This is a genomic window from Comamonas sp. 14P8.1.4 (assembly GCF_057799285.1).
On sequence record NZ_JBYOKN010000001.1, the window covers coordinates 647,646 to 673,905 of the forward strand.

The window sequence follows — 26,260 nt, forward strand, 5'->3', positions numbered from 1 at the left end:
GTCATGAGCTTGCACAAGCGCCGCGCCAATCTGCAGATGGTCACCAAGTTGCTGGTGATCACGGTGGGCATGTTTGCGTTTGGGTATGCATTGATCCCAATCTACAAGCATGTGTGTGAGGCGCTGGGCATCAACATTCTCAGCATCTCGGAGCGGCAGGTGCCTGGCAACGGTGTGGTGGGCAAGCTGCCTGCCAATACGCAGGTGGACACCAGCCGCACGATTACGGTGGAGTTTGATGCGAATGCGCGTGGGCCTTGGGACTTCAAGCCCGAAACCGTTTCCATGCAGGTGCACCCAGGTGAGTTGGCCACGGTGATGTACGAATTTCAAAACGTGCAGGACCGCGCCATGGCGGCGCAGGCCATTCCCAGCTATGCACCACGCAATGCAGCACCGCACTTCACCAAACTGGAATGTTTTTGCTTTAACCAGTATGAATTGCAGCCTGGTGAGAAAAAGGAATGGCCGGTGGCATTTGTGATTGACCCCAAGTTGCCCAAGGATGTGACCACCATCACCCTGAGCTATACCTTCTTTGAAGTCGGGGGGCGTGTGCCTGCAGCGCCGCAGACGCCGGTGGCGGCCAGTGCAGCCAAGGCTTCGGAAGGGTCGCGCTCTTGACCGCGCCAGAGGAGCCCCGTCCGCCTTCGCTGTGGCGTTCCATGGTGGCCATGGCGTGGGCTTTTTTGGGGGTACGCAAGGGCAGCGAGTGGCACAAGGATGCGGCGCAGATTAAGCCGCTGCAGATTGTGGCGGTGGGGTTGGTAGCGATTTTTGGATTTGTGTTGTTATTGATTGCAGTCGTGAATTGGGTGGTTTAGCGCGCAGCGCTGGGCCGATCGGTAATGGTTGAGATGCGTGATGACAGGAGCTGACATGGGTACACCGCAGACAGCAAGCACCCCTTATTACTACGTTCCAGCAGAGTCGGGCTACCCCATCTGGGCTGCCGCCGGATTGTTCTTTGTGGTGCTGGGCGCAGGCATGTGGGTCAATGGCCACCAGTGGGGCATGTGGAGTTTCATTCTGGGACTGTCGTGGTGGCTGGTGGTGCTGTACCGCTGGTTCAGCGAGGCCGTGGCCGAGAGCGAACGCGGCCTGCTGGGGCGCAAGATTGATCTGTCTTACCGATGGAGCATGAGCTGGTTCATCTTCTCGGAAGTGATGTTTTTCGGCGCCTTCTTCACCGCACTGTGGTGGGGGCGGGCGCACTCGGTGCCTGCCCTGGGGAGCCTGGACAACGCCTTGATCTGGCCGGGCTTCAGCGCGGTCTGGCCCAGCGTGCAGGCGGGGGCGACCGCGTCTCCAGCTGGTACGGTCGAGGCATTTCAGACCGTGGGACCATTTTGGTTGCCCACCATCAACACGGCCTTGCTGCTGACATCTGGCGTCACGCTCACCATCGCCCACCATGCCCTGCGTTTGGGGCAGCGTGCCAAAACGATTGGCTTCATGTGGGTGACCGTGCTGCTGGGGATCATCTTTTTGTGTGTGCAGGGCTATGAGTACTTCCACCTCTACACCGAACTGAACCTGAAGCTGTCCTCCGGCATCTTCGGCTCCACCTTTTACATGCTGACGGGCTTCCACGGCTTCCACGTGTTTATCGGCATGTTGATACTGCTGTTCATCACCTTGCGGCTGCAAAAAGGTCATTTCACCGCAGAGCGCCACTTTGGCTTTGAAGGTGCCGCCTGGTACTGGCACTTTGTGGACGTGGTGTGGCTGGGCCTGTACATCCTGGTCTATTGGATGTGAGCGGTGGCCACGGCATATGGCCTGAATGCGGGGATTGTGGGGGAGTGAGGCGTGAGTAAAAGAGAGCGGCTAGCGCAGGTGAATACTGGGTTTCAATATCAAATCGTATTGAAGCTGAGGGTATTCAAGCGCGGGCTGCTCTCTTTTTTATTTCAGCGTGCTACAGGCAAGCTGCTGGGCTGGATGTACCCGAGCTTCCATGCCAGCAGCAAGCACACAAAAAGCACCACCGACAGCAGCACGCGCAGCGTGAGTGCGCGCGCCATGGACTGGCTGCGCGCGGCATCGCTATCGCTTTTGCGCAGCATGAAAAAGCCTGCTGCTGCCAGGCAGGCCACGATGGCCAGCAAGAAGAGGGCAATGGCATATGTCATGCAGCCCATTATGGGGTGCTGCGCATGACACGCAAGCGGGTCAACCTGCGGTGGTGGATAGCCACGGTGGTGGCTGTGCTGGGCGTGTGTCTGGGTGTGGCGCTGGGCTGCTGGCAGCTGGATCGCGCAGCGCAAAAGCAGCAGTTGCACGATGCCCGGCAGCAGCAGTTTGCCGCACCCGCGCTGGATGCACAGGCCGTGCACGATCGCTTGAAGCAAGGCGAGGCGGCAGTCGCTACGTGGTTGCACCGCCCTATTCAACTGCAGGGGCAGTGGCTGCCTGCGCACACGGTGTACCTGGAAAACCGCCAGATGCAAGGGCGCCCCGGCTTCTTTGTGCTGACCCCGCTGCAGTTGGCGGGCGGTGATGTGGTGCTGGTGCAGCGCGGCTGGATTGCCCGCAATTTTCAAGATCGCCTGGCGTTGCAACCGGTGGAGACGCCCACTGGAGTGGTCGGGGTGACCGGCCGTCTGGCCGCTGCGCCTGCCCGCTTGTATGCCTTGGGGGATGAGGCGGCTGCAGATGCCCCCACGCACATTCGCCAGAACCTGGATGTGAAGGCATATGCCGCCAGCAGTGGCTTGCCACTGTGGCCAGTCACGGTGGTGCAAACCGGCGCAGCCAGCGAAGGCCTGTTGCGTGATTGGCCACAGCCGGGCAGCGGCATTGCCACGCACCACGGTTATGCCTTCCAATGGTTTGCCATTGCCGCAGTGCTTGCTGCCATGCTGCTGTGGTTTCAATTTTTGCAGCCTGCTCGCAGAGCCCGACAACGCCATGCCGCCTGAAACGACCGACTTGCAGCCTTTAGGCCTGACCATCCATAGCCCGCCCAGCATGCAGAGCCTTTCGCAAAGCGTGCAAGACAGCGCAAGCCGTCGGCGTGGGCGCTGGAAAATGCTGGCGGTGCTGCTGGTGTGTGCAGCGCCGGTGGTGGCGTCGTACTTCACCTATTACGTGATTCGCCCGGAAGCGCGGCGCAGCTTTGGGGCGCTGATTGCGCAGCAACCGGCCATTCCGGCATCGCTAATGGGCACCACACTGACGGGGCAGACACAGCCACTGACCGCGTTGCAAGGGCAGTGGCTGCTGGTCAGTATCTCCAGCGGCGCCTGCAATGCAGCGTGTGAAGCCCATCTGTATCTGCAGCGTCAACTGCGGGAAGGGCTGGGGCGGGAGAAAGAGCGCCTGGACTGGGTCTGGCTGATTGACGATGCACAGTCCCCGGCGCCAGCACTGGCCCCTGCGTTGCAATCGGTCCAGGTGCTGCACGTGCAGCGCGATGCACTGCAGCAGTGGCTGCAGCCGGAAGCGGGCCATGCACTGGAAGACCACCTGTATGTGGTTGACCCACAAGGCCACTGGATGATGCGCTTTCCGGCCAGTTTGGATGCGGCCAGTGCTTCGCAGGCCAAGCGGGATCTGGAGCGTTTGCTGCGGGCGTCTTCCTCCTGGGACCAGCCAGGTCGCTAGCTGGCACAACCTGCGGATGAGGTGGCATTTACCTTTGCGGTTATGGTTGTGCCATTGATGATTGAATGAGAAAGCCATGCGCAGAAGACACGCTTTGCATACTTTGATGGTGGGCGCCACCAGCATCACCGCTGCAGCCTTGTTGGCAGGTTGCAAACCCGAGAAGATTCGCCTGGAAGGCGTAGACATCACCGGGGCGCAGTACGGGAAAGACTTCCCTTTGCCTGATGCCCATGGCAAGCAGCGCTCGGTGCAGGAGTTTGCCGGTCAAGTGGTGGTGGTCTTTTTTGGCTATACCCAGTGTCCAGATGTGTGCCCGACGACCTTGCAGGAGTTGGGCGAAGCCAAATCCATGCTGGGTGCGCAGGCGGATCGTTTGCAGGGTGTATTTGTGTCGCTGGATCCGGAGCGTGATACGCCGGAAGTGCTGCGTGCATATGCGCAAGCGTTTGATCCCCAGATGGTGGCGCTGACGGGCACCCCTGAGCAGGTGGCCGCTGTGGCCAAAGACTTCAAGGTGTTCTTCAAAAAGGTGGAGGGCAAGCAGCCGGGTAGCTACACCTTGGACCATTCGGCGGGCTTGTATCTGTATGACCCCAAGGGGCAGTTGCGTGTGTACCACCGCTACGGCCAAGGTGCGCAGGCGTTGGCCAAGGATGCCAAGGCCTTGCTGGACGAAGCCGCCGCCTGAGCGTGGTTGATGTTGTAGAGACTTGCGCTAAAACAGTCGGTACGTGGGGTGCATGCGGTAGCATGGGCCGCCCGAGCCGCTTTCATTGGGTTGGCGGTGCTTGGCATTGTTAATGCACGCATGAACACCTCAGCCCCTAGATCCCCGATCGAACCACCCTCTGCACCTGTGGCGCAGCGACCATCGTTCATGGGGGGGCAGGAGGTGCCAGCGCCGCACACAGCCCTGTGGGGCGATTGGGTGCGCGAGGCTTGGAATGCAGCCCCCGACGGCATTTTGCTGGTGAATAGCGAGGGCACCATCGTCGCCAGCAATGCAGCGATGGGCTTGATTTCTGGCTTTGCACCCGAGGAGCTGGAGGGGCAGTCGGTCGAAATGTTTCTGCCAGCGAGCCTGCATGCCTCGCACCAGATGGATGTGCGCCAGTTCTTTTTGCAGCCGCGTCGTCACAGCATGGGGCAGGGGCGCACGCTGTGGCTGCAGCGCAAGGATGGTGCGCAAGTTCCTGTGGATATTGCGCTGGGAAATTTTGACCGGGCAGGCGCCCCCCTGGTGGTGGCCTTTGTGCGGGATGTCACGGAAATGCGGCGCATGGAAGAGCGCATGCAATACCAGGCGGCCTACGACATTCTGACGGGCCTGCATAACCGCTGGACCTTTACCCAGCGCCTGCAGGAGAGCCTGCAGCACGCGCAGGCGCAAGGCGACCCTGTGGCCTTGCTGCTGCTGGACCTGGATAACTTCAAGGCCATCAATGATGGCTATGGGCATGCGGCGGGTGACCACGTGCTGCAAGAGGTGGCCAAGCGCCTCAAATCCGTCATGCGCAATCAGGGCGTGCTCTCGCGTTTGGGCGGGGATGAGTTCACGGTGCTGCTACCGAATACGGATGCTGCCCAGGCGCAGGCGTGGGCGGAGCAGATTTTGCATGCCATGTCTGCGCCATGCCGCTGGGGCCATGCGCAGCTGGACTTCGGTGCCAGCATTGGCATCGCGCTGTCTCCGTTCGATGGTCGAGACCCGTCCACACTGCTGCGTTATGCGGATATGGCGATGTACCGGGCCAAAGAGCATGGCCGGGGCAACTTTGTCTTTTATGACGACAGCATGGGCCATGAGATGGCTGAAAAGGTGCTGCTGTCTGAGCGCTTGCGCCTGGCTCTGGGCTATGAGGGCATGAAGCTGTATTACCAGCCGCAAATCGATATCCGTACCGGCCAGGTGTGTGGGGTCGAGGCATTGTTGCGCTGGACAGATCCTCTGCTGGGGGAAATTACACCTGACCGGTTCATTCCGGTGGCGGAGTCCTCGGGTCTGATCATCAGGCTGGGTAACTATGTGCTGGATGCCGCCTGCAAGCAGATTGGTCTGTGGTTGGGGCAGGGGCAGCCCATGCGGATTGCGGTGAACCTCTCGGCCCAGCAACTGCGGCATTCCAGTCTGGTGCAGCAGGTGCGCGAGGCCTTGGAGCGCCACGATGTGCCCGCTCAATGGCTGGAGCTGGAAGTGACAGAGTCACAGGCCATGCAGGACCCGGAGCATGCATGCCGCATCCTGGCTGAGCTGGCGGGGCTGGGGGTGAGTCTGGCGCTGGATGATTTTGGCAATGGCCACTCTTCACTCGCGTACCTGCAGCATCTGCCGGTTCAGCGCTTGAAGCTGGGCAAAGACTTCATGCGTGAAGGTCGCTTGGGGCACAAATTGCTCGGCGCGATCATTCAACTGGGCCATGCCCTGGATATGCAGGTGGTGGCCGAAGGGGTGGAAACCGAAGCCCAGCGCAGCCAGCTGGAAGCGCTGGGGTGCGAGTGTTATCAAGGCTGGCTGTCTTCCAAAGCGATGACTGCCTTGCAGTTCGAAACCTGGCGAAGCCAGCGCCAGTAATACGCGAGCAGCTATAAAAAAAACCACCGCTTGCGGTGGTTTTGGGTGTACCGTGCGCGGGGCGTATCACTGATTGCGGATATTTTGTTCCTTGATCAGGCGGCTCAGCTCTTCAGTATCTTTCTTGACGCGATTGGCCAGCCCTTGGGGCGAGGTCGCCACCATTTGCCAGCCTTGCTGGAAGAGTTTTTCGCGGACTTCAGGGGTGCGCGCAATTTCGATCAGCAGCGTGGCCAGCTTGGTGCGAATCGCCTCGGGCATGCCGACTGGCGCTGCGAACGCGTTCCACATCTGCAAGTCAAGGTTCACGCCCAACTCGGCCATGCTGGGAACGTCGGGCGCCAGGGGGCTGCGGCCATTGGAGGTCACGCCAATCAGGCGCACCTTGCCCGCTTGTGCCTGAGAGTGGGCCAGTGCAGGGGGAAGCATGGCCATTTGCAGCTGGCCGCCAGCCATGGCGGTGGCGACTTGTGGGTAGCTGTTGTAGGGCACATGCAAGGGGTTGATGCCGCTGCGGGTCTTCAACAATTCGGTGCCCAGGTGGCCGATGGTGCCAATGCCCGGGGTGCCGTAGCTCCACTTGTCGCCAGCGGCTTTGGCGGCCGCAAAGAAAGCCTTGCCATCCGCATCTTTGGGAACGCCGGGTTGCTCCACCGGTGCCGTCAGCACGAGTGGCGACACGCCCACCAGTGTCAGCGGGGCCAGATCCTTGAGGGGGTCATACGGTGCGGCAGGGTTGAGGATTTTGGCAATCGTCATGTTGCCGTTGATCATCAGTCCGATGGTGTGATCGTCCTTGGCGCGCGCCACTTCGGCGGCGCCAATATTGCCGCCAGCACCGGCCTTGTTTTCCACAATCACAGGCTGGCCCAGCAGCTTGGACAGCGGCTCGGAGAAGGTGCGCGCTGTCAGGTCAGGGGAAGAGCCACCAGGGAAACCCACCACAATGCGCACCGGCTTGGTGGGCCATGCGCCGGCAGGTGATGCAGCGAAAACAGATGTGGTTGCGGCTGCAGCAACCAATGCTGTACTTGCAGCCAATACCGTGCGGCGAGTGATGGTGAGTTTCATAGTCTGTGGTGCAGAAAAATTGCAAGAAACAAAAATTTCTCGCAGGAAAAAAGAAAGCCCGGAGATTATCCGGGCTTGTATATGCATCAATCTGGCATTTTTTTACCGGACAGCGCAGGAACGTTCTTACGCGAACTCGGTCAACGCTTTTTTCATCTTTTTCATGGCAGCCACTTCAATTTGGCGGATGCGCTCGGCGCTCACCCCATATTCGGCAGCCAGCTCATGCAGCGTCATGCCGCCAGAGCCATCATCGTTCACTTTCAACCAGCGCTCTTCCACGATGCGGCGGCTGCGATCGTCCAGCATTTCCAGCGCCTGGGCGATGCCGTCGGACGCCAGGGCATCACGCTGGCGGTTTTCGAGCATGCTGGTGGGCTCGTGCGCTGCATCAGACAGGTAGGCAATGGGGCCAAAAGCGTGTTCACCGTCGTCGCTGGGGCTGGGGTCCAGCAGCACATCACCGCCGGACAGGCGCGTTTCCATCTCCATGACTTCTTCGCGCTTGACGTTCAGCTTGGCGGCCATGGCGTCAATTTGCTGCGCAGTCAGCGTCTCACGCAGGCTCAGTTCGTCATCCATGGCGGCATCTGCCTGCATGCCTTGTTTGAGCGAGCGCAGATTAAAGAACAGCTTGCGCTGCGCCTTGGTGGTCGCCACCTTGACCATGCGCCAGTTCTTCAGGATGTATTCGTGAATTTCGGCCTTGATCCAGTGCATGGCGTAGCTGACCAGACGTACGTTCTGGTCGGGATCAAAGCGTTTGACGGCCTTCATCAGGCCGACATTGCCTTCCTGGATCAGGTCGCCGTGGGGTAAGCCATAGCCCAGGTACTGGCGCGAGATCGAGACCACCAGACGCAGGTGGGACATGATCAGACGCCCAGCGGCGTCCAGGTCGTTGTGTTCTTTGAGTTTGCGGGCGTAATCCTGCTCTTCCTCTTGGGTGAGCATAGGCAAGCGATTGGCCGCTGTGATGTACGCGTCCAAATTACCCAGTGGCGGCACCAATGCCCAAGGATTCGCAGGTGCCAAGGCCGAAGCAGCAAGGGTGCTAGTTGGGTTTGTCATTGCACTCATCCTTTCATCCATCACTTCATATTAGCACTCTATAAGAGGGAGTGCTAAGTCATAAGTTCCGCAGCGCTGTGTCAGCAGATGTTGACGATGGCTGGTGTGAGCTGGATGTGGGCTTTTTCGTGTGTATGCAAATGTTTTTTTGAAGGCAAACAATGCACGATGATTTGCTGTATTTCTTCATTTTTCTTTAGATTTCAGTAATTTCTGAAATTTAAAATGCCTTAAGTTATTGATTTTAAATATTATTATTTACTATTGTGGTTAAGTCTTATAGAAGTTAAAAAATATATAATTTCGCCTTTCATTCTGAAAAAACATCATGTCTAGTTCTGAAAATACGACATCGCGCCACCTGTGGCCGCGTGTCTTCGGTGCGGTGCTGGCCCTCGTAGGCCTGGCGCTGCTGATCGGCGGTATCCGCCTGGCCACTTTGGGTGGCTCTTGGTACTACCTGATTGCTGGTGCTGCCATCGTGGCATCTGGCGTCATGCTCGTGCGTGCCAAGCCACAAGGCGCTCTGCTGTTCCTGGTGGTGGTGATTGGTACCGCTTTGTGGACCGTCGCCGAAGCGGGTGGCCAGTTCTGGGGCTGGGTGCCTCGTATGGCTCCCATGCTGGTGCTGGGCCTGATCGCTGCCCTGGCACTGCGTTCGCTGAAGCCTTCCGCTAAAAAGCTGGCTGTGCCCGCTGCCGCAGTGCAAGCTGTGGTGATCGCCGCTGGCGCCGTGGGCGTGTTCACGCCCCACAGCGAAGTGTTCAACGCCAAGGTCGATCAGATCGTCAAGGACGTTCCCGTCGTGACCGATCCCAAGAGCGCTGCCAACAACTTCACCCAGTTTGGCCGTGACCATGCAGGCACCCGCTTTGCACCTCATGACCAGATCAACGCCAGCAACGTGAACAAGCTGGAAGTGGCTTGGACCTACCGCACTGGTGCAACCCTGGGCTTCCCGAACGAAGACGTGGGCGCACCTATCCAGGTGGACGGCACCATGTACCTGTGTACACCTCAGAACAAGGTGATCGCAGTGGACGCGACCAGCGGCCAGGAAAAGTGGACATTTGACCCCCAATCCAAGCAGACCAAGCACTGGCAGCGTTGCCGCGGCGTGGGCTACTACGAAGTGCCTGAGTCCGAAAAGCGTGCTGACGGCCATTGCAATGCCCGCATCATCACCACCGACAAGCAAACCCGCCTGTGGGCTGTGGATGCCAAGGACGGCAAGCTGTGCGAAGGCTTCGGTGACACCGGCAAGGGTTACTCGGACCTGAGCGTGGGCATGGGTGACTACAAAGAGTGGTACTACATGCAGACTTCGCAGCCTCTGGTGGCTGACGGTCGCGCCATCGTTGGTGGCTGGGTCTGGGACGGTAAGGAGCTGAACGAGCCTTCCGGCGTGATCCGCGCTTACAACCTGAAGGACGGTTCGCTGGACTGGGCCTGGGACTTGGGTAACCCCGAGATCACCAAGCTGCCTCCCGAAGGCCAAACCTACACCAAGGGCACGCCCAACTGGTGGACCCACGGCGCCTATGACGCCAAGCTGGGCCTGATCTATCTGCCTTTGGGCAACCCTACACCTGACTTCTCGCTGAACCACCGCACCGAAGCGATGAACAAGTATTCGTCCTCCGTGGTGGCACTGGATGTGAAGACCGGCCGCGAAGCCTGGCACTTCCAGACGGTTCACCTGGACCTGTGGGACTACGACAACGCGACCCCTCCCACACTGGTGGACATGCCTGACGGCACGCCCGCTCTGGCCATGGGTACCAAGACCCACCAGCTGTTCCTGCTGGACCGCCGCACGGGTAAGCCTTTGGCAGACGTGACAGAAGTCCCCACACCTGCTGACAACGACACGCTGGCTCCCGGGGAACTGCCTAGCGCCAAGTCGCAACCTTGGTCGACTGGCATGCCTCAGTTGAGCAAGATGGTGCTGACCGAAGCCGACATGTGGGGTACCACCATGTTCGACCAGCTGTACTGCCGTATCAAGTTCAAGCAATTGAACTACGAAGGTCCTTACACCCGCATCGGCACCAAGCCCACACTGTCCTACCCTGGCTACTACGGCGGCTTTAACTGGGGCGGTCATGCCCACGATCCACGCACGAACATGCTGATCGTGAATGACATGAGCATTCCCCAGATCGTGTTCTTGGCTCCCCAAGAAACTGCTGCTCAGACCGTCAAGGATATGAACGCTGCGGACATCACCAAGGCTGGTTGGAAGAATTCGCACGGCCAAGCGGGCACGCCTTACCAGGCCATCCGTGGTGTGTTCAATTCCTTCCTGGGCGTTCCTTGCAACATGCCTTCCTGGGGCAATGTGGCCGGTATCGACTTGAACACCAAGAAGATTGCCTGGATGAAGCCTCTGGGCACCGTGGAAGATACTGCGTTCATGGGTATCAAGACCAATCTGCCAGTGCCTTTGGGCATGCCTACGCTGTCGGGTCCTTCGACCACCGCTGGTGGCCTGACCTTCTACGCTGGTACGCAAGACTACTACGTGCGCGCCTTTGAAACCGCGACCGGCAAGGAAGTGTGGAAGCACCGCCTGCCCGTGGGTTCGCAAGTGGCTCCTGTGAGCTACCTGGGTCAAGACGGTCGCCAGTACGTGGTGGTGGTGGCCGGCGGTGCCCGCCAGTCGCCTGACCGTGCTGACTATGTGATGGCTTTCGCACTGCCTAAGTAATTAGCGGTGCCAGAGGGTGGAGGCGTGAAACACCTCCACTTTCCCTGAAGCGATTCGGGGAAAACTTGACGCCAACGTTTCTGGAAAAGCAACTGGAGACCCAGTTGCTTTTTTCATGCCAACAAGCCTCCCGCCTGGTGGGGAGGCATGGTTGAACTCTCTTTTTTTCTCAAAAAAATCATGAATCAAAAAATGACCAAGCTCGCCTTGGCCACAGCTGCGCTGTTGCCATTTTTCGCCCACGCACAGTCGCAAGTGAACCTGTATGGTTTGGTGGACATGGGTGTGAACCGCGTGAGCAATGTGCAGGGCCAGAACCTGACAGAGCTGCGCAGCGGCAACATGCTGGCATCGCGTTTTGGCATTCGCGGCCAAGAAGACCTGGGCGCTGGCACCAAGGTGGCTTTCCAGCTGGAAGCGGGCTTGGGCGCTGACACCGGTGCAATGGGCAATTCAGAGGCGTATTGGAACCGCCAATCCTGGCTGGGTCTGTCGCAGCAAGGCGTGGGTGAATTGCGCTTGGGCCGCCAGCTGACCGTGATGAACGATGCGTTTGGCACCTACGGCGCTTCGACCTATATGGGCACCCAGACAGCGGCTGTCGAAGGTACGGGCTCTAAAGACTCTGCAGCGGGTAACTACAACGCCATGCTGAGCGGTACCCGCCTGAGCAATATGGTGAAGTTCAACAGTGCAGACATGGCCGGCTTCAAGGTGCGTGCCATGGTGGCACTGGGCGAGCAAGCAGGCTCTGACAAGGCAGGCCGCGCAGAATCTTTGGGCGTGACTTACGCCAAGAACCAGATCGAAGCGGGTGTGGTGTACCACGTGACCCATGGCGCTGACTCTGCGCTGCAAAACAGCGATCGCGTCTGGGGTGTGGGTGCTTCCTACAAGTTCCTTGATGGCGCACGCGTGGGCTTTACCGCCACACAGGAAAAGAACGCCAAGCATGTGGTGGGCAACGATGCCAATACCTATGCCGTGTTGGGCCTGCTCCCCATCAAGCAGTGGACACTGATGGCCAGCTACCAAAAGCTGGACGACAAGTCCGTGCGTGACCACGATATCAACCAGCTGAACCTGGGCGTGAAGTACGCACTGAGCAAGCGCACAGAGGTGTACTCCCTGTTCTCGCTGCAAAAAGTGGACAACGGCGGTGTGGCTGGCATGTTCAGCAAGACTTCCAGCAACGACAAGCAAAACCAGTTCAACGTGGGCATGCGCCACGCGTTCTAAGCGGTACTCCGCTGTGCTGTAGCGCACAGCTTGCTAAAAAGTGAGCTGGCAGCGCTCAATATCAAAGGGTTTGCATCTACTTTGTGATGAAAACCCTTTATTTCATGGCGCTAGGTGCTTCTCTTTATGAAGCGCGCCGGGGATTTACAGCCGCGGGGTGTGGGAGATGTCAGTGTCCAGGCACAGCGGCACTGCAACGCTGAGAAAATCAGGTGCCGCGTGGCGCTTGCATAGAGCGGGCCATGCCCTCGCTGGTGTTTAGGAGTGACTGTGTCATCTGGTTTGTCTCGTCCGTTGGAAGGTATTCGCGTGCTGGATCTCACCACCGCGCTGGCAGGGCCCCAGGCCTCTTTGATGCTGGCCGGCATGGGTGCCGAGGTGATCCATATCGAAGCACCGCAAAGCCGCGATGGCGCACGCAACAGCCCGCCTTTTTTCGGCCCACGCGGCTGGAACCATGGGGCGCCGCTACCCGATGAGGTGTCGCTGTCGGTCATTGACCGCGCACGCAACAAGCAAAGCGTGACCCTGAACCTCAAGAGCGCGCAGGGCCGGGCGCTGTTCATGGACCTGGTGCAAGTCAGCGATGTGGTGCTGGAAAACATGAGCACGGGCACCACGCAGCGCCTGGGGGTGGACTATGCCAGCGTGCATGCGGTGAACCCGCGCGTGGTGTATGCATCCATCACCGGCTTTGGCGACAACCCTGCATTCCAGGGCCTGAAGGGCACGGACATCCTGGTGCAGGCCTTGAGTGGCTTGATGCATGTGACGGGGGCAGCGGACGGTCCGCCCACGCGTGTGGGCATTCCGATTGCTGATCTGGTGACTCCGCTGTACGCCGTCAACGGCATGTTGGCGGCGCTGATTCAGCGCGGGCGCACAGGGCAGGGCCAGCACGTGCAAGTGGCCATGTTGGACTGCATGGTGGCCATGCTGGCGGCCGAGCACCTGGACCTGGCCGCACAGGCCGGGCTTGCCCTGCGCACGGGCAATTCGCTCGATCGGCTGGTGCCTTTTGGCGTGTATGCCTGCCAGGACGGGTATGTGGCGCTGGTTGCCAACCAGGCGGAAAAGTTTGCGGCCTTGGCTCAGGCCATGCAGCACGCGGAGATGATGCACAACCCGCAGTACCTGGATCTGGGCTATCGCCAGCAGCATGCTGCGCAGATCAACGCTTGGATTGAAGCTTGGACATCACAGCGCACCACCGCGCAAGTGGTGGATGCGGTCTACACCCAGCGCGGCATTCCGGCGGCAGCGGTGCGCACCCCGCAAGAGGCACTGGCCGATCCGTATTTGCTGGCCCATGGCGCTGTGGGCCAGCTGGCGGCTGCCGCTTGGGGGAATGTGCTGCCGACCGGGGCAGGCAACCCGATTCAGTTCTCCGGCGCGCATGCCCAGTTCGATCAACCGGCGCAGGCCCTGGGGGCCAGCAATGCGGCGGTGTACGGACAGTTGCTGGGCCTGACGGACACGCAGCTGCAGCAGTTGCAAAGCGCTGGCGTGATCTGAGCCGCTGGCACCAGACCTTTGGGGATCAGGCCTTGGTGGCTGTGGCGCTTGCGTTGGCTTGGCGCTGGCGCTCCAGCATGCTCAGCAAATTCTTGCCGCCGTTGAGGATGTGCTGAAACATCAGGGCACGCACCGATTCCACATCTTCCAGGCGCAGCGCCTTCAGGATCAGCGGGTGGTAGTCCACGGCATCATCCACCTGGCCCTCGATGTTGGTGTAGAAGCGGTTGGACATTTGCTTGGCCAGCGATCCCATCAGCGTGGCCAGCCGCGGGGAGTTGGCAGCCAGATTGATCATGCGGTGAAACTGGTGGCCGGTGTGGTCCATGGTTTCGCGGTCGTGCATTTGCTGGGCTTGCTGGTACTGGGCGTTGAAGGTCTCCAGCTGATCCAGCTGCTGGGCGCTCAACTGGCCCGTGGCGCGGGCGGCCAGTTCTGCGCCGACAGTGGCTTGGGCCCAGAACAGGTCCATCACGTCGCCCTCGTCGAGGCCAGAGACCATGAAGCCACGGCGTGGGATGAGCTTGACCAGGGCCTCGCTTTGCAGAATCAGCAAACCTTCGCGCACGGGCGTGGTGCTGACATTGAGTGTCTTGGCGATGGCGTCGATGCGCAAAAAACTGCCGCAGGCGATTTTTCCGGAAATGATTTGTTCGCGCAGGTGGGCGGCCACAGTTTCAGACAACTGCTTTTGCCCTTGTTTGGCTTTGGGCATGTGCCAGAACCTCAGGGAATATGTGTGGGGATAGAAATTGTAGAGTGGGGCGGCTGAAAAAAGTTTCCACTCAGGCATACACATGACTGTCGCATGCGTCAGCAGCGCGGGGCTTTCGCCCTTTTATGATCGGCCCGACTGTTCTGTTGGGATCTGACTGTGCATCCACCCTCCCGGTTTGTGGCCTCCCTCTGCCTGGCTTTGAGCATGGCGCTGGTGGGCAGCTATGTGGCGCTGTCCAAGCCGCTGGCAGCGCTGTTCCCGGTGCTGCTGCTGGCATGGTTGCGTTTTGGTATTGGGGTGGTGGCCATGGCGCGCTGGTTGCGTCCTGCGCCAGGTGAAGCCCCTTTAAGCCGCCGCACCCGGCAGCTGCTGTTTCTGGAATCTTTTTTCGGTAATTTTCTGTTCACGCTGTGCATGGTGACCGGCGTCAGCCTGACCAGCGCCGTCACAGCCGGGGTGACCATGGCGGCCATTCCGGTGGCGGTGGCCGTGCTCAGCTGGCTGGTGCTGCGCGAGCAGATTGCGCCCCGCACCTGGGCGGCGGTGGCCCTGGCGGTGGCGGGCATTGCCTTGTATGCCGCTGCCAAGCCGCAGCAGGCAGAGGGCACACCCCATGCCTGGTTGGGTCAGCTGTTGCTGCTGGCCGCAGTGCTGTGTGAGGCGGCCTATGCCGTGATTGGCAAGCGGCTCACGGCCAGCGTATCGCCTAAGCGCATCAGCGCCCTCATCAACCTTTGGGGTTTTGCACTGTCCACCCCACTGGGGGGGTATTTGGCCTGGCAGTTTGACTTTGGCACCGTGGCGCTGCCGATGTGGGGCTTGTTGCTGTTTTATGCACTGGCCGCCTGCGTGTGGACGGTGTGGCTGTGGATGACGGGTCTGCGCGCGGTGCCTGCTGCGCAGGCGGGGGTGTTTACGGTCTTGCTGCCGATCAGCGCGGCGCTGGTGGGCATGCTGGTGCTGGGTGAGCAGATCAGCACGCTGCAACTGCTGGCCTTGGGCATTGCCCTGCTGGGGGTGCTGGTGGCGACCTGGCCCAGCCCGCGCGGTTGATGCGTGGCTGAGCCGCTCTATTCCGCGCCGTGGTTGGTGCAGGGGCAGATGCAGATTCCATCATGCAGATGGCCGTACCATCGGCACGATGGAATCTGCTTTGTTTTTACACCCGATTGCTGTGGTCACCACCACGGTGGGCAGCCAGGCCGAAGCGCAGCAGCTGGCGCAGGGCACGGTGCAAGCGCGCTGGGCGGCTTGCGCGCAGGTGGAGGCAGTGGCCTCGCACTATGTCTGGCAAGGCGCGTTGGAGCAGGCGGCCGAATGGCGCGTGGTGTTCAAGACGCTGCCCGAGGCGGTCGAGCCGCTGTGGGCCTGGTTGAAAGCGGCGCACCCTTACGAGACCCCCCAGCTGCTGCTGCGCACCGAACACGCCGACCCGGCCTATGCCGCGTGGGTGGCCGATGGGGTGCATGCACAAAAGTGAGCGTGTAGCGCTGGTGAAATCAGCGTTTCAATGTGAAAAGCAGGGGAAAGCCTTTTTCAACGTGCGCTGCCTGCTCCTGAAATAAAAAAGCCCCGCAGTGCGGGGCTTGGTAGGCGGGCCGTGGCAGGCTCAGGCCAGCAAGGCCTGCGCAAATTCCTTGGCGCTGAAAGTCTCCAGGTCTTCCACCTTCTCGCCCACGCCGATGAAGTACACGGGGATGGGGCGCTCCTGCGCAATCGCCGCCAGCACGCCGCCCTTGGCGGTGCCGTCCAGCTTGGTGACGATCAACCCGGTTAGGCCCAGTGCTTCGTCAAAAGCCTTGACCTGGTTGAGCGCGTTCTGGCCGGTGTTGCCGTCGATGACCAGCAACACCTCGTGCGGGGCCGAGCCATCGGCCTTGCTGACCACACGCTTGATCTTTTTCAGCTCTTCCATCAGGTGCAGCTGGGTGGGCAGGCGCCCGGCCGTATCGACCAGCACCACATCTTTCTTGCGCGCCTTGCCAGCGCTGACGGCGTCAAAGCTGACGGCCGCTGGGTCGCCCCCGGCCTGGCTGATGATTTCCACCGTGTTGCGCGTAGCCCACACGCCCAGCTGCTCACGCGCCGCAGCGCGGAAGGTGTCAGCAGCCGCCAGCAGCACGGACTGGTCGTTGTCGGCCAGGTGCTTGGTCAGCTTGCCAATGGAAGTGGTCTTGCCTGCGCCATTCACGCCCGCCACCATGATGACGGTGGGCGTGTGCTGGCCAATCACCAGTGGCTTTTCCAGCGGCTGCAGCAAATCGGCCAGGGCCTCGGCCAGCAGCGCTTTGACGGCGGCGGGCTCGGTGACCTTGTTTTCTTTGACGCGGCGCTTGAGGTCGTCCAGCAGGTGCATGGTCGCCTTGACGCCGGTGTCGGCCATCAGCAGCGCATCTTCCAGCTCTTCGTACAGGGCATCATCAATCTTGGTGCCAGTGAAGACGGTGGTGATGCTGGTGCCCGTCTTGCGCAGGCCTGCCTTGAGGCGGTCCATCCAGCTGCCACGGTCGGTGGCGGCTTCCGGTTTGGCCTGGGGTTCGGGGGCTTGCTCGAAAACTTCCGGTTCTGGTGCGACACTGGCAGGAACTTCTTCCTTGTCGCCCATTCCGAAGGTATTGCGCAGCCAACCACCTACGGAAGGTGTCTTGGCGGCAGGGGTCGAAGTCTCCGCTTCTACGGTGGAAGCGGCGGCGGGTGCGACGGTCTCAGACTGCACTTCGGCAGGAGTCGTGTCGGCTGGTTGGGCTTTTTTCTTGAAAAAACTGAACATTGGCGGGTTCTTAGAATCCTGCATTCTATGAAACGAACTTTATCCCTTCTAGTGCTGGTGGCCAGCCTGAGTGCTGCGGCCGAGAATTCGGTGCCTGCGGGCACGTTGTCGTCGTCTCTGGCTGACTGGGCCAGCACCTCCCAAGCCAGTGCGGCCACGGCGGTACAGCAGTTCACCTTGAGCAATGGTATGCAGTTGATCGTGCAGCCGGATCGCCGTGCGCCCACGGCGGTGCACATGCTGTGGCTGCGTGTAGGCGCCATGGACGAGGTGGACGGCACCACGGGCGTGGCGCACGCGCTGGAACACATGATGTTCAAGGGCAGCGAAAAGTTGGCGCCGGGCGAGTTCTCGCGCCGGGTGGCGGCACTGGGCGGCCAGGAAAACGCCTTCACCAACCGCGACTACACGGGCTACTACCAGCAAATTCCGTCCAACCGCCTGCGCGATGTGATGGAACTGGAGGCCGACCGCTTTGCCCACAACCAGTGGCCCGATGCCGAGTTCAAAAAAGAAATCGAGGTCATCAAGGAAGAGCGCCGCATGCGCACCGAAGACAACCCGCGCGGCATGCTGTTTGAGCAGCTGTCGGCCGCCGTCTTCATGGCCAACCCCTATGGCCGCCCCGTGGTGGGCTGGATGAACGATCTGGACGCCATGACGGCCGATGACGTGCGCAACTTCCACCGCAACTGGTATGTGCCGGCGAATGCTGCGGTCGTGATTGCGGGCGATGTGGATGTGGCACAGGTCAAGACCTGGGCCGAAGCCACGTATGGCCAGATCCCTGCGCGGCCATCTGCCGTCAGCAAGCCCCGCGAAGAGCCGCAGCAAATCGGTGTGCGCCGTATTGAAGTCAAGCAGCCAGCCGAACAGGCCTTTGTGGCCATGGCCTACCGCGTGCCGTCGATCCGCAATGTCGAGAACCTGACGGCACAAGACAAGGATGCGCTGGCGCTGCTGGTGCTGTCTGCCGTGCTGGACGGCTATGACGGCGCGCGCCTGGAGCGCGCCCTGGTGCAGGGCAAGGACCGCGTGGCCGACAGCGCCAGCAGCTCTGCCGGCATCATGGGCCGCGGCCCTTCGCTGTTCATGCTGTCGGGCGTTCCTGCCAAGGGCAAAACCACGGCACAGCTCGAAAAAGCCTTGCATGCGCAGATTGCCCGCATCGGCAAAGACGGCGTGAGCGCGGCGGAGCTGGCGCGCGTGAAGACACAGTGGATGGCCTCCCAAATTTATGAGCGTGACTCTGTCATGGGCCAGGCGCAAGGGCTGGGCAGCTACTGGGTGATGGGCATGCCCACCAATGCGGATGACTTGCTGGTCAAAGCGCTGATGCAGGTGAGCGCGGCCGATGTGCAGCGTGTGGCGCAGCGCTATTTTGGTGAAGACCAGCTGACCATCGGCACCCTGGTGCCGCAGCCACGTGCGGCCGATCAAACCCCTCGCCCGGCCGCTGCCGCCGGTGATGCCAACACGCTCCAGCACTGAAAGTTTGATGATGAAAGCAAAAACAATAGCTGCTAGCGCTTGGCTGGCTTGTACTTTGACAGGTTTTGGTGTGAATTCTGCTTGTGCAATCTTGCCCATCCAGCACTGGCAGCAGCCTTCGGGGGCCAAGGTCTGGCTGGTGGAAAGCCCCAGCATTCCCATGGTGGACATCCAGGTGTCGTTCGATGCCGGATCACGCCGCGAGGCCCCCGAGCAAGCTGGGCTGGCCACGGCGCTGAGCATGATGAACAGCAAGGGCATTCGTGCCGATGGCTCTCTGCCAGCCATGGACGAGAACGCCCTGGGCGAAGCCTGGGCCGATCTGGGCGCCGGGCTGGATGCCAGCGCCAGCAAAGACAGCTTCAGCTTTGCCCTGCGCAGCCTGACGGTGCCCGATTTGCTGCAACGCGCAGTCACCCTGGCATCGCGCCAAATTGCTGAGCCCAGCTTGCCTGCCGATGTGTGGCAGCGTGAACGTGCACGCTGGAGCGCCGCGATTGCCGAGTCCAACACGCGCCCAGGCACGGTGGCGGGCCGCGCCTATACGCAGGCCGTGTTTGGGGACCATGCTTATGGCCGCCGCAGCACCGAGCAAACGCTGGCGCACATCAATGTCAAGGATTTGCAGGCGTTTCAGCAACGCATGTTCCAGGCCTGCCGTGCCAAGGCGAGCGTGGTGGGCGCCGTCGACAAGGCGCAGGCCGATGCGCTGGTCACGCAGCTGCTGGCACGCTTGCCCAAGGACGATGGCAAGGGTTGCCAGCCCCTGCCGACGGTGGCGGAGGTGGCGGCCTTGAAAGAGGCCAAAGACATTCGCATTCCCTTCCAGTCGGCCCAGGCACAGGTGCTGATTGGCCAGCCGGGCATCAAGCGCAACGACCCCGACTTTCTGGCCTTGCTGGTGGGTGACCACATTCTGGGTGGCGGCGGTCTGGTTTCGCGCCTGATGGAAGAGGTGCGTGAAAAGCGGGGCCTGACCTATGGCGTCTCCAGCAGCTTCTCGCCCGGGTTGCATGCGGGGGCGTTCACCGTCAGCCTGCAAACCCGCCCCGATCAGGCCGAACAGGCGCGCCAGGTGGCGCAGGAGACGTTGGCCAAATTCGTGGCCGAAGGCCCTACGGAGCAAGAACTGCGCGATGCCAAGGACAATCTGATTGGCAGCTTTGCGCTGCGCATCGACAGCAACCGCAAGCTGCTGGGCAATGTGGCCAATATCGCTTGGAACGATCTGCCCTTGGACTATCTGGACCACTGGACCGCCAAGGTAGAAGCGCTGACGGTGGCCGATGTGCGCAGCGCCATGCAACGTGTGCTCCAGCCGGAGCGCATGGTGACCGTGGTGTTAGGGGAAAAGAAGTAATGGGTCGCAACAGTTATCGCAATATTGAAGAAGCGCTGGCGCTGGAAGCCCGCCTGAAAAAGCGGGAGGCTTACAAGCAGGCTGAGGCAGAAGCTGCCGCGGTGGCCGCAGGCAAAAAGCCCGGCAGCAAAGTACAAAAGCCCGCCAAACCTGGTCCCGGTGGTGCGGGAGAGGTGCGCATCATTGGCGGTCAGTGGCGCCGCACGCGCCTGGCGGTAGCGCAGCGCCCGGGCCTGCGCCCCACGCCCGATCGGGTGCGTGAAACCCTGTTCAACTGGCTGGGCCAGGATTTGGGGGGCTGGCGCTGTATGGATGTGTTTGCCGGCACTGGCGCTTTGGGCTTTGAGGCTGCATCGCGCGGCGCAGTCCAGGTGCGTTTGGTGGAAAACGATGCCGGCCTGGCACAGCAGCTGGAGCGCTTGTCGCAGCAGCTCAAAGCCGAAGGCGTGCAAGTGCAACGCGGCGATGGTGTGGCTGCCCTGACGCAAAGCGCGCCCGGCCACTGGCATGCCATTTTTATCGATCCGCCATTTGGCGTGGAAGCCTTGTTTGCACCCGCAATCAAGGCCGCAGCCGTGGCCGTAGCCGATGATGGTTTGATCTATCTGGAAGCGCCCAAGCCTTGGACGGACGAAGAGCTGGCCGAGTTTGGCTTGCAGCAGCACCGCTACTTGAAGGCGGGCGCCGTGCATGCGCACTTGCTCAAAAAGATCGCCGCGTAAACTGCTGCATCTTTAAATTAATAGCTGCTAGCGCTTGTCAAATAAGCGCTAGCAGCTATTTTTATGCCTGAAACCTGCGCAGGCATAATGCGGCGCAACGCGATACAAACTTGGAGATTGTTATGGCTGCGCACGTAATAGCCGTCTACCCCGGCACGTTTGACCCGATCACGTTGGGGCACGAGGACATGATTCGCCGCGCCAGCGAGCTGTTTGGTGAGGTCGTGGTGGGGGTGGCCATGGCACACCACAAGAAAACCATGTTCACGCTGCAAGAGCGCATGGACATGGCGCGCGCCGTGTTTGCCGATGTGCCCAATGTGCGTGTTGAGAGCTTTGACGGCCTGGTGCGTGACTTTGTGGTGGCGCAGGGGGCGAAGGTGATGGTGCGCGGGCTGCGCTCGGGCACTGACTTTGACTATGAATTCCAGCTGGCGGGCATGAACAAGCATTTGCTGCCCACGGCGGAGACGGTGTTCCTCACCCCCAGTGCGCAGACCATGTTCATCAGCAGCACCTTGGTGCGGGAGATTGCCACGCTGGGTGGCGATGAGGTGCACAAGTTCGTCTCTGCCACCGTGCTAGAAGGCTTGCGGTCCAAGCTGGCATTGCGCTAAGTGCTGCAGCTGGCTGCCCAGGGCAGCCGCTGCGCACAAGGGACTGGATTCAGAGGGCGTAGCTGACTGCTGGGCCGCAGCCTTAGCGGCTGGCGTGCTGCCTGCGGTGCGCGGCCACCACGTCGTGAATAAAGCGCAGCTTGGCCACTGCACCGGTGGACAGGGCAAACGGATAGGCATCGTTGTGCCCCAGGCTGCGATTGAGGCTGTTGAGCATGAGCGTCAGGGGCACGCACTGCTGCAGAATGTGTTCGAACGTGGCTTGCGTGTCGGCAAATGGGTCGTCCAGGGGAGGCCAGCTGGCCAGGTGCCCCGGAAGGCGCAGCTGGACGCGGTAGCTGGCAGCGGTTTCCATCAGATCCATCATATGCAGATAGTGGGCCCAGGTTTCTGCCCAGTCTTCCCAAGGGTGGGCGGCAGCGTAGGCGCTCACATGGTGTGCAGCCCAGCCATCGGGGCCGGCAGGGCCACGCTCGTAATGCGTTTGCAGCGCCAGACCATAGTCTTGGCGCTCATCGCCAAACAGCGCGCGAAAGGGCTGCAGCCACTCGGTGTCGCGCACCAGCGCATCCCAGAAAAAGTGGCCTGACTCGTGGCGCAGATGCCCCAACAGGGTGCGGTAGGGCTCAAACATGGCCACGCGGCGGCGGGCGCGTTCGTCGTCATCGGCTTCGGCCACGTTCAGGGTGATGGTGCCGCTGTGGTGGCCGGTCAAAATCGGGGTCTGGCCGGGCAGGTCTTCCAGGAAGTCAAACAGCGGGGCCGGGAAGCCCTGTACCGACGTGAGTTGCAGGCACGACAGCGTGTAGAACAGATAGCGCTTGGCGTTTTCCACCTTGTTGGCACGCAGCACGTTCTGGGGATTGGCAAAGTTGGGCAGCCAGCGCGTTTGCCGGCACGATACACAGTAGGGCTGCGAGCCATCGGCATCGGTGGTGAAGTTGCAGGCGGCGCCTTCGCTGCTGCGGTTGTGGCACATGCGCAGATAGGGTGTGTCTGTCCGCGATGCCGGGGCGAGTGGCTCCCACACCTGGGCTGCTGTCGCAGAGGGCGCCAGCGCAACCATGCGCATGCGCTCCGGGACAAAAGCCAGGGTCGAGCCGCAGTGCACACAGGTGGTGTTTTCAAAAAACACCAGATGTCCGCAATGGTCACAAGTAAAAGCGCGCATGGGACAAGCTTAACGAGGAATGTGCACAAATAAAAATGCCGACCTTGGGAAAGGTCGGCATGGCTGCTCAAGCCCTAGTCCCAAGTGGGCGTCAGGGCTGAGCGATTGGCGTGCGACTCAAGGACGAACGACGATGCTGTTGCGCACAGCCGCTACGCCCTTCACATCGCGTGCGATGGTTTCTGCACGGTCTTTTTCGGCTTGGCTCTTGGCAAAACCAGACAGTTGTACGGTGCCTTTCAGCGTTTCCACGCTGATGGACGTTGCAGCAACGGCTTTGTCTTCTGCAAACTTGGCCTTCACAGCGGTGGTGATGCCTGCATCATCCACATACGAGCCCACAGTCTGCTGGTTGCGGGCCACCGAGCAACCCGTTGTACCAATGATGGTCGCGCCGACTAGAGTGGCAAAAGCAATCGCACGTGTGGTTTTCTTCATAAGTCTGCCTTTCAGCGGTGGTCGAAAAATGGTGCGCCGCGTTGGATGAAACGGCGTACCTCGGGGATTGGGGGTGGGCAAAGCCTTAGCGGCGGCGCCCCATGAGGAAGGCTGCGGCTACGGCAGCACCAGCTGCAGCGGCCATCAAAATGGACTTGCCTGGCTGTTCCACCACATAGCGCGTGGTGTTTTCCGCAGCCTGCTGGAACTGGCGACGGGCGCGATCAGAGCTGTCCGCGCAGAAATTGATGCTCTTGTTGCAGAACGCCTGGGCACGCGCGGTCAGGTCATCAATGGCTGGGGAGAGCTCTTGCTCCACCGCGCGCAGGCCATCCTGGGCCTTGTCGAAAGCATTGTTGGCCGCTTCACGCGTGGTTTTCATGGCTTCTTTGGCGGAGCTTTCGGCGTCTTGTGCAAATTCTTTGGCACTGGCCTTGGCGGTCGTTGCAGCGTCTTTCACTGCTTCTTTGGTGGCTTCCGCTGCATCAGCTATGGTTTTTTTTGTGTCTTCGGTATTGCTCATATCCATCTTTCTTAAAAATGAACGGCGCACCCGCAGGTGCGTGCGAGATCAAGTGTGTGAGGTCAGCCTTTTTTCTTCATCAAGCTCATGACAAAGGTGATCACGGCCATGATGACGAAGATGAAGAACAGGATCTTGGCAATGCCCACTGCACCTGAAGCAATGCCGCCAAAGCCAAATACAGCAGCAATCAGGGCAATGATGAGAAATACAACGGCGTAATGCAGCATGGCAGACCTCCTCAGGTGATGCAGCCGAAATGGCTGCGCGCTTGCAACAGAACTTTGACTGTAGGGATGTACTGGGCCGTGCTGTGCCAGTACCGCTTGCGCGTGGTTGTCAGTCCGGTGCTTGCGGCTTATGTGCGCCAAGGACTACAAGGAAAACAATCTGTTGCGATGTGCGTGCACGATGAAAAAAGCCACCGACTGGTGGCTTGATGAAGAGCGAGGTCTGCAGGCGCTCAGGCTATGGCCAGAGCCTCTGCTTGTGCGGGGCCGGTCGGAATAACGGCGGAGATGGTGGTGCCTTCACCGAGCGCAGAGTGGATGGTCAGCCGCCCGCCAGCCGCTTCTACCCGGTGGCGCATGCCGGCCAAGCCGTGGGAGTTGGGGCGAATAGAGGCCATATCAAAGCCTTCGCCGTTGTCCTGGATTTGGACGGCGACATAGGTCGGGTAGTTGTGCACACTGACTTCGATTTTGCTGGCCTTGGCATATTTGCCGATATTGGTCAGTGACTCCTGCACCAGTCGGTAGATCGTCAGCTCGGTGGCATCGGGCAGCTCGACCGTTTCCAGATTGGCATCTACGGCAATGCCAATGCGCTGTGAGAACTCATTGGTCAGAATCTCCAAAGAGGTGGACAGCCCTAAATTGGCCAGTGAAGAGGGGCGCAGGTCTTCCACAATGCGGCGCTTTAGGGCAATGCCGCTATTGAGTGTTTCGGTCAGATGTTTGACGCGGTCTGCCACCTCGGGGTTGCTCATCTCAATCTTGGACTTGAGGCGGGCCACATCCAGCTTGGCGGCTGTCAGCAGGGCCCCCAACTCATCATGCAGCTCGCGCGCCAAGTGGCCGCGTTCGTCTTCGCGCACTTGTTGCAAGTGGTTGGCAAGCTCTGTCAGCGTGGCCGTGCGTTCACGCACCAGTTGTTCCAGGCGGGTGCGCTCTTCAGACAGCAAAGCCTGTTCGCGTTGGTGCAAGCGCTCGACCATATTGTGCTGGCGTAGATAGAGGTAGAACGCCAGAACGCCGATCAAGGTGATGGTGGTAACGCCCACCCGGGCCCAGAACAGGGAGGATTCCACATCGGATTGGTAGCGCTGTGCTTCTTGCATGGCTACCTCATCCAACTGGCGTGACAGCGCGCGAATGCTGTTCATGTCGCTGTTGCCCATGTCGGTGAACATGACAAACTTCAAGGCATCTGCATTGCCTTCGCGAAACAGCTTGAGGCTCAAATCCATTTCCGCCGTTTTGCGACCAATGCTCTGGCTCAAAGGCATGAACAGATCTGTTTTGACACGGTCATGCTCAATGTTCTTGCGGATGTTTTCCAAAGACCGGTGAATGTCTTTGTTGGCTTCCTGGTAGGGCTCTAGATACTTGGGATCGTTGGTGAGCAAGAAGCCGCGCAAACCGGTCTCTGCATTCAACATGTCTTTCATCAATGCGCTGATCGATGTGCGAATGTCGTATGCGCGCGTCAAATTTGTCAGTAATTGGCTTGTTTGTTTGTAGCCATATTCGCTGACGCCAATCATGAGGCAAGCCGCAAGAATTGCCAGCGGCAAACTGATCGCCATACGGCGCAACTTGGTCCAGTTCACATTGATTCCTCCAACGGTTTGGCAGTTTGTGCCAGAAAGTGCACATAATCAAGAAGCTTTGAGACAGGGTTAGCGCTGTGTGCTGTAGGTATTTGTATTGCGAAACTAAGAACGTCTAGGGATGCGTCCCACAACAGGAAAGAGGCTTCGATGATCAAAGTAGGTATCGTGGATGATCACGCCATCGTGCGCTCAGGTCTGCGCCAGTTTTTATCTGAACATGTGGACTTGCGAGTTGCCGGTGAAGCAAGCAATGGCCGTGAGGCGATTGATCTGGTGCGGCAACAAGATATTGATGTGCTGGTGATGGACTTGTCCATGCCAGGGCAAAGTGGCTTGGATGCGCTGGCCATGTTGCGTGCCAAGGCACCAGACATGGGCATTTTGATTCTCAGCGGCTACCCTGAGGAGCACTATGCCATCAACCTGATTCGCCAAGGTGCCAGTGGCTATCTGAACAAGGAGTGCGAACCCAAGGAGATTGCCGAGGCCATTCGTACCATTGCACTGGGCCGTCGCTATCTGACGCCCACGGTGGCTGATTTGCTGGCACAGCAACTCAATCGCAAAGACGATGTGCCGCCGCACGAGCAGTTGTCGGAGCGTGAGTTTCAGGTATTCCTGAAGCTGGCCAAGGGAGAGACTGCGGGCGATATTGCCAAGTCACTGTCACTGAGTGTGAAGACGGTGAGTACTTACCGCACGCGCTTGATGGAGAAGATGGCCTTGTCTTCCAATAGCGATTTGACGTACTACGCATTGAAGAACAAGCTGATCGATTGATCAGCGAATGTTTCATGCATAAAAAAAGCTGAGCGGTGCTCAGCTT

Annotated in this window: 27 protein-coding genes; 17 read left to right on the top strand and 10 right to left on the bottom strand. The window is 60.1% G+C overall.

What is annotated here, in order from left to right; genetic code table 11:
* Positions 1 to 3 precede the first annotated feature (3 nt).
* From AC27VO_RS02975 to AC27VO_RS02985, 3 genes are read left to right on the top strand one after another with little or no spacing between them, the layout of a single operon-like run.
* A complete protein-coding gene (locus AC27VO_RS02975; RefSeq protein ID WP_488665211.1) occupies positions 4 to 624 on the top strand; it encodes a cytochrome c oxidase assembly protein in 621 nt (206 codons plus the stop codon).
* Between the two features lie 41 nt (positions 625 to 665).
* Positions 666 to 824 (top strand): DUF2970 domain-containing protein, encoded by a 159-nt coding sequence (locus AC27VO_RS02980; protein WP_488665525.1) that lies wholly within the window; start codon positions 666 to 668, stop codon positions 822 to 824.
* A 55-nt stretch (positions 825 to 879) separates the two neighbouring features.
* Complete coding sequence (locus AC27VO_RS02985) at positions 880 to 1,761, top strand: cytochrome c oxidase subunit 3 (protein WP_488665526.1); 882 nt, start codon at positions 880 to 882, stop codon at positions 1,759 to 1,761.
* Between the two features lie 152 nt (positions 1,762 to 1,913).
* Here AC27VO_RS02985 and AC27VO_RS02990 read toward each other — a convergent pair whose 3' ends face one another.
* Complete coding sequence (locus AC27VO_RS02990; protein ID WP_488665212.1) at positions 1,914 to 2,135, bottom strand: DUF2909 domain-containing protein; 222 nt, start codon at positions 2,133 to 2,135, stop codon at positions 1,914 to 1,916.
* Positions 2,136 to 2,159: 24 nt separating this feature from the next.
* Between AC27VO_RS02990 and AC27VO_RS02995 the strand changes: the two genes are divergently transcribed.
* The 4 genes from AC27VO_RS02995 (at position 2,160) to AC27VO_RS03010 (ending at position 6,184) form a co-directional block, all read left to right on the top strand.
* Entirely contained in the window at positions 2,160 to 2,924 is a 765-nt protein-coding gene (locus AC27VO_RS02995) for an SURF1 family protein (RefSeq protein ID WP_488665213.1), read from the top strand.
* Positions 2,914 to 3,609, top strand: coding sequence for a hypothetical protein (locus AC27VO_RS03000; RefSeq protein ID WP_488665214.1), 696 nt, complete (start codon positions 2,914 to 2,916; stop codon positions 3,607 to 3,609). The genes AC27VO_RS02995 and AC27VO_RS03000 overlap by 11 nt, the downstream gene beginning before the upstream one ends.
* A 76-nt stretch (positions 3,610 to 3,685) precedes the next feature.
* Positions 3,686 to 4,300 (top strand): SCO family protein, encoded by a 615-nt coding sequence (locus AC27VO_RS03005; RefSeq protein ID WP_488665215.1) that lies wholly within the window; start codon positions 3,686 to 3,688, stop codon positions 4,298 to 4,300.
* Between the two features lie 120 nt (positions 4,301 to 4,420).
* Positions 4,421 to 6,184 (top strand): putative bifunctional diguanylate cyclase/phosphodiesterase, encoded by a 1,764-nt coding sequence (locus AC27VO_RS03010; protein WP_488665216.1) that lies wholly within the window; start codon positions 4,421 to 4,423, stop codon positions 6,182 to 6,184.
* A 66-nt stretch (positions 6,185 to 6,250) separates the two neighbouring features.
* Here the strand turns inward: AC27VO_RS03010 and AC27VO_RS03015 are convergent, their stop codons facing one another.
* Both AC27VO_RS03015 and rpoH read right to left on the bottom strand, forming a co-directional pair.
* A complete protein-coding gene (locus AC27VO_RS03015; RefSeq protein ID WP_488665217.1) occupies positions 6,251 to 7,255 on the bottom strand; it encodes a Bug family tripartite tricarboxylate transporter substrate binding protein in 1,005 nt (334 codons plus the stop codon).
* Between the two features lie 126 nt (positions 7,256 to 7,381).
* Entirely contained in the window at positions 7,382 to 8,326 is a 945-nt protein-coding gene (gene rpoH, locus AC27VO_RS03020) for an RNA polymerase sigma factor RpoH (RefSeq protein ID WP_488665218.1), read from the bottom strand.
* A 328-nt stretch (positions 8,327 to 8,654) separates the two neighbouring features.
* Here rpoH and AC27VO_RS03025 point away from each other — a divergent pair, with 328 nt between their 5' ends.
* The 3 genes from AC27VO_RS03025 (at position 8,655) to AC27VO_RS03035 (ending at position 13,790) form a co-directional block, all read left to right on the top strand.
* A complete protein-coding gene (locus AC27VO_RS03025) occupies positions 8,655 to 11,036 on the top strand; it encodes a membrane-bound PQQ-dependent dehydrogenase, glucose/quinate/shikimate family (RefSeq protein ID WP_488665219.1) in 2,382 nt (793 codons plus the stop codon).
* Between the two features lie 192 nt (positions 11,037 to 11,228).
* A complete protein-coding gene (locus AC27VO_RS03030; protein ID WP_488665220.1) occupies positions 11,229 to 12,275 on the top strand; it encodes a porin in 1,047 nt (348 codons plus the stop codon).
* A 264-nt stretch (positions 12,276 to 12,539) separates the two neighbouring features.
* Positions 12,540 to 13,790 (top strand): CaiB/BaiF CoA transferase family protein, encoded by a 1,251-nt coding sequence (locus AC27VO_RS03035; RefSeq protein WP_488665221.1) that lies wholly within the window; start codon positions 12,540 to 12,542, stop codon positions 13,788 to 13,790.
* A gap of 25 nt (positions 13,791 to 13,815) precedes the next feature.
* Here AC27VO_RS03035 and AC27VO_RS03040 read toward each other — a convergent pair whose 3' ends face one another.
* Positions 13,816 to 14,505, bottom strand: coding sequence for a GntR family transcriptional regulator (locus tag AC27VO_RS03040; RefSeq protein ID WP_488665222.1), 690 nt, complete (start codon positions 14,503 to 14,505; stop codon positions 13,816 to 13,818).
* Between the two features lie 159 nt (positions 14,506 to 14,664).
* Between AC27VO_RS03040 and AC27VO_RS03045 the strand changes: the two genes are divergently transcribed.
* Entirely contained in the window at positions 14,665 to 15,561 is an 897-nt protein-coding gene (locus AC27VO_RS03045) for a DMT family transporter (RefSeq protein ID WP_488665223.1), read from the top strand.
* Between the two features lie 88 nt (positions 15,562 to 15,649).
* Positions 15,650 to 15,988, top strand: a complete 339-nt coding sequence (gene cutA / locus AC27VO_RS03050) for a divalent-cation tolerance protein CutA (protein WP_488665224.1) — start codon at positions 15,650 to 15,652, stop codon at positions 15,986 to 15,988.
* A gap of 129 nt (positions 15,989 to 16,117) precedes the next feature.
* Here cutA and ftsY read toward each other — a convergent pair whose 3' ends face one another.
* On the bottom strand, positions 16,118 to 17,278 hold the full coding sequence (gene ftsY / locus AC27VO_RS03055; protein ID WP_488665225.1) for a signal recognition particle-docking protein FtsY: 1,161 nt from the start codon (positions 17,276 to 17,278) through the stop codon (positions 16,118 to 16,120).
* Between the two features lie 27 nt (positions 17,279 to 17,305).
* Between ftsY and AC27VO_RS03060 the strand changes: the two genes are divergently transcribed.
* The 4 genes from AC27VO_RS03060 to coaD all read left to right on the top strand — a co-directional run bounded on the left by AC27VO_RS03060 (position 17,306) and on the right by coaD (position 21,468).
* Complete coding sequence (locus AC27VO_RS03060) at positions 17,306 to 18,769, top strand: M16 family metallopeptidase (protein WP_488665226.1); 1,464 nt, start codon at positions 17,306 to 17,308, stop codon at positions 18,767 to 18,769.
* Positions 18,770 to 18,776: 7 nt separating this feature from the next.
* Complete coding sequence (locus AC27VO_RS03065; protein WP_488665227.1) at positions 18,777 to 20,129, top strand: M16 family metallopeptidase; 1,353 nt, start codon at positions 18,777 to 18,779, stop codon at positions 20,127 to 20,129.
* A complete protein-coding gene (rsmD, locus tag AC27VO_RS03070) occupies positions 20,129 to 20,851 on the top strand; it encodes a 16S rRNA (guanine(966)-N(2))-methyltransferase RsmD (protein WP_488665228.1) in 723 nt (240 codons plus the stop codon). The genes AC27VO_RS03065 and rsmD overlap by 1 nt, the downstream gene beginning before the upstream one ends.
* A gap of 122 nt (positions 20,852 to 20,973) precedes the next feature.
* On the top strand, positions 20,974 to 21,468 hold the full coding sequence (coaD, locus tag AC27VO_RS03075; protein WP_488665229.1) for a pantetheine-phosphate adenylyltransferase: 495 nt from the start codon (positions 20,974 to 20,976) through the stop codon (positions 21,466 to 21,468).
* Positions 21,469 to 21,550: 82 nt separating this feature from the next.
* On the opposite strand, the gene AC27VO_RS03080 is transcribed toward coaD, so the two are convergent.
* The 5 genes from AC27VO_RS03080 to AC27VO_RS03100 form a co-directional block, all read right to left on the bottom strand.
* Positions 21,551 to 22,639, bottom strand: coding sequence for a zinc-binding metallopeptidase family protein (locus tag AC27VO_RS03080; protein WP_488665230.1), 1,089 nt, complete (start codon positions 22,637 to 22,639; stop codon positions 21,551 to 21,553).
* 117 nt (positions 22,640 to 22,756) lie between these two features.
* Positions 22,757 to 23,077, bottom strand: coding sequence for a BON domain-containing protein (locus AC27VO_RS03085; protein ID WP_488665231.1), 321 nt, complete (start codon positions 23,075 to 23,077; stop codon positions 22,757 to 22,759).
* Positions 23,078 to 23,162: 85 nt separating this feature from the next.
* A complete protein-coding gene (locus tag AC27VO_RS03090) occupies positions 23,163 to 23,600 on the bottom strand; it encodes a hypothetical protein (RefSeq protein WP_488665232.1) in 438 nt (145 codons plus the stop codon).
* 62 nt (positions 23,601 to 23,662) lie between these two features.
* Entirely contained in the window at positions 23,663 to 23,830 is a 168-nt protein-coding gene (locus AC27VO_RS03095) for a DUF1328 domain-containing protein (RefSeq protein ID WP_488665233.1), read from the bottom strand.
* Between the two features lie 233 nt (positions 23,831 to 24,063).
* On the bottom strand, positions 24,064 to 25,431 hold the full coding sequence (locus tag AC27VO_RS03100) for a CHASE3 domain-containing protein (protein ID WP_488665234.1): 1,368 nt from the start codon (positions 25,429 to 25,431) through the stop codon (positions 24,064 to 24,066).
* Positions 25,432 to 25,581: 150 nt separating this feature from the next.
* Here AC27VO_RS03100 and AC27VO_RS03105 point away from each other — a divergent pair, with 150 nt between their 5' ends.
* The gene (locus AC27VO_RS03105; RefSeq protein WP_488665235.1) at positions 25,582 to 26,214 is read left to right on the top strand and encodes a response regulator; all 633 of its coding nucleotides are present in this window, start codon (positions 25,582 to 25,584) and stop codon (positions 26,212 to 26,214) included.
* Positions 26,215 to 26,260 lie beyond the last annotated feature (46 nt).

Bases quoted from the DNA above. Each gene is read 5' to 3' on its own strand.
- AC27VO_RS02985 (WP_488665526.1), top strand. From the start codon at position 880: ATGGGTACACCGCAGACAGCAAGCACCCCTTATTACTACGTTCCAGCA.
- AC27VO_RS03085 (WP_488665231.1), bottom strand. From the start codon at position 23,077: ATGAAGAAAACCACACGTGCGATTGCTTTTGCCACTCTAGTCGGCGCG.
- ftsY (WP_488665225.1), bottom strand. From the start codon at position 17,278: ATGTTCAGTTTTTTCAAGAAAAAAGCCCAACCAGCCGACACGACTCCT.
- AC27VO_RS02995 (WP_488665213.1), top strand. From the start codon at position 2,160: ATGACACGCAAGCGGGTCAACCTGCGGTGGTGGATAGCCACGGTGGTG.
- AC27VO_RS03065 (WP_488665227.1), top strand. From the start codon at position 18,777: ATGATGAAAGCAAAAACAATAGCTGCTAGCGCTTGGCTGGCTTGTACT.
- coaD (WP_488665229.1), top strand. From the start codon at position 20,974: ATGGCTGCGCACGTAATAGCCGTCTACCCCGGCACGTTTGACCCGATC.
- AC27VO_RS03005 (WP_488665215.1), top strand. From the start codon at position 3,686: ATGCGCAGAAGACACGCTTTGCATACTTTGATGGTGGGCGCCACCAGC.
- AC27VO_RS02990 (WP_488665212.1), bottom strand. From the start codon at position 2,135: ATGACATATGCCATTGCCCTCTTCTTGCTGGCCATCGTGGCCTGCCTG.
- AC27VO_RS03105 (WP_488665235.1), top strand. From the start codon at position 25,582: ATGATCAAAGTAGGTATCGTGGATGATCACGCCATCGTGCGCTCAGGT.
- AC27VO_RS02980 (WP_488665525.1), top strand. From the start codon at position 666: ATGGTGGCCATGGCGTGGGCTTTTTTGGGGGTACGCAAGGGCAGCGAG.
- rsmD (WP_488665228.1), top strand. From the start codon at position 20,129: ATGGGTCGCAACAGTTATCGCAATATTGAAGAAGCGCTGGCGCTGGAA.
- AC27VO_RS03060 (WP_488665226.1), top strand. From the start codon at position 17,306: ATGAAACGAACTTTATCCCTTCTAGTGCTGGTGGCCAGCCTGAGTGCT.
- AC27VO_RS03080 (WP_488665230.1), bottom strand. From the start codon at position 22,639: ATGCGCGCTTTTACTTGTGACCATTGCGGACATCTGGTGTTTTTTGAA.
- cutA (WP_488665224.1), top strand. From the start codon at position 15,650: ATGGAATCTGCTTTGTTTTTACACCCGATTGCTGTGGTCACCACCACG.
- AC27VO_RS03000 (WP_488665214.1), top strand. From the start codon at position 2,914: ATGCCGCCTGAAACGACCGACTTGCAGCCTTTAGGCCTGACCATCCAT.
- AC27VO_RS03040 (WP_488665222.1), bottom strand. From the start codon at position 14,505: ATGCCCAAAGCCAAACAAGGGCAAAAGCAGTTGTCTGAAACTGTGGCC.
- rpoH (WP_488665218.1), bottom strand. From the start codon at position 8,326: ATGACAAACCCAACTAGCACCCTTGCTGCTTCGGCCTTGGCACCTGCG.
- AC27VO_RS03025 (WP_488665219.1), top strand. From the start codon at position 8,655: ATGTCTAGTTCTGAAAATACGACATCGCGCCACCTGTGGCCGCGTGTC.
- AC27VO_RS03095 (WP_488665233.1), bottom strand. From the start codon at position 23,830: ATGCTGCATTACGCCGTTGTATTTCTCATCATTGCCCTGATTGCTGCT.
- AC27VO_RS02975 (WP_488665211.1), top strand. From the start codon at position 4: ATGAGCTTGCACAAGCGCCGCGCCAATCTGCAGATGGTCACCAAGTTG.
- AC27VO_RS03015 (WP_488665217.1), bottom strand. From the start codon at position 7,255: ATGAAACTCACCATCACTCGCCGCACGGTATTGGCTGCAAGTACAGCA.
- AC27VO_RS03090 (WP_488665232.1), bottom strand. From the start codon at position 23,600: ATGAGCAATACCGAAGACACAAAAAAAACCATAGCTGATGCAGCGGAA.
- AC27VO_RS03010 (WP_488665216.1), top strand. From the start codon at position 4,421: ATGAACACCTCAGCCCCTAGATCCCCGATCGAACCACCCTCTGCACCT.
- AC27VO_RS03030 (WP_488665220.1), top strand. From the start codon at position 11,229: ATGACCAAGCTCGCCTTGGCCACAGCTGCGCTGTTGCCATTTTTCGCC.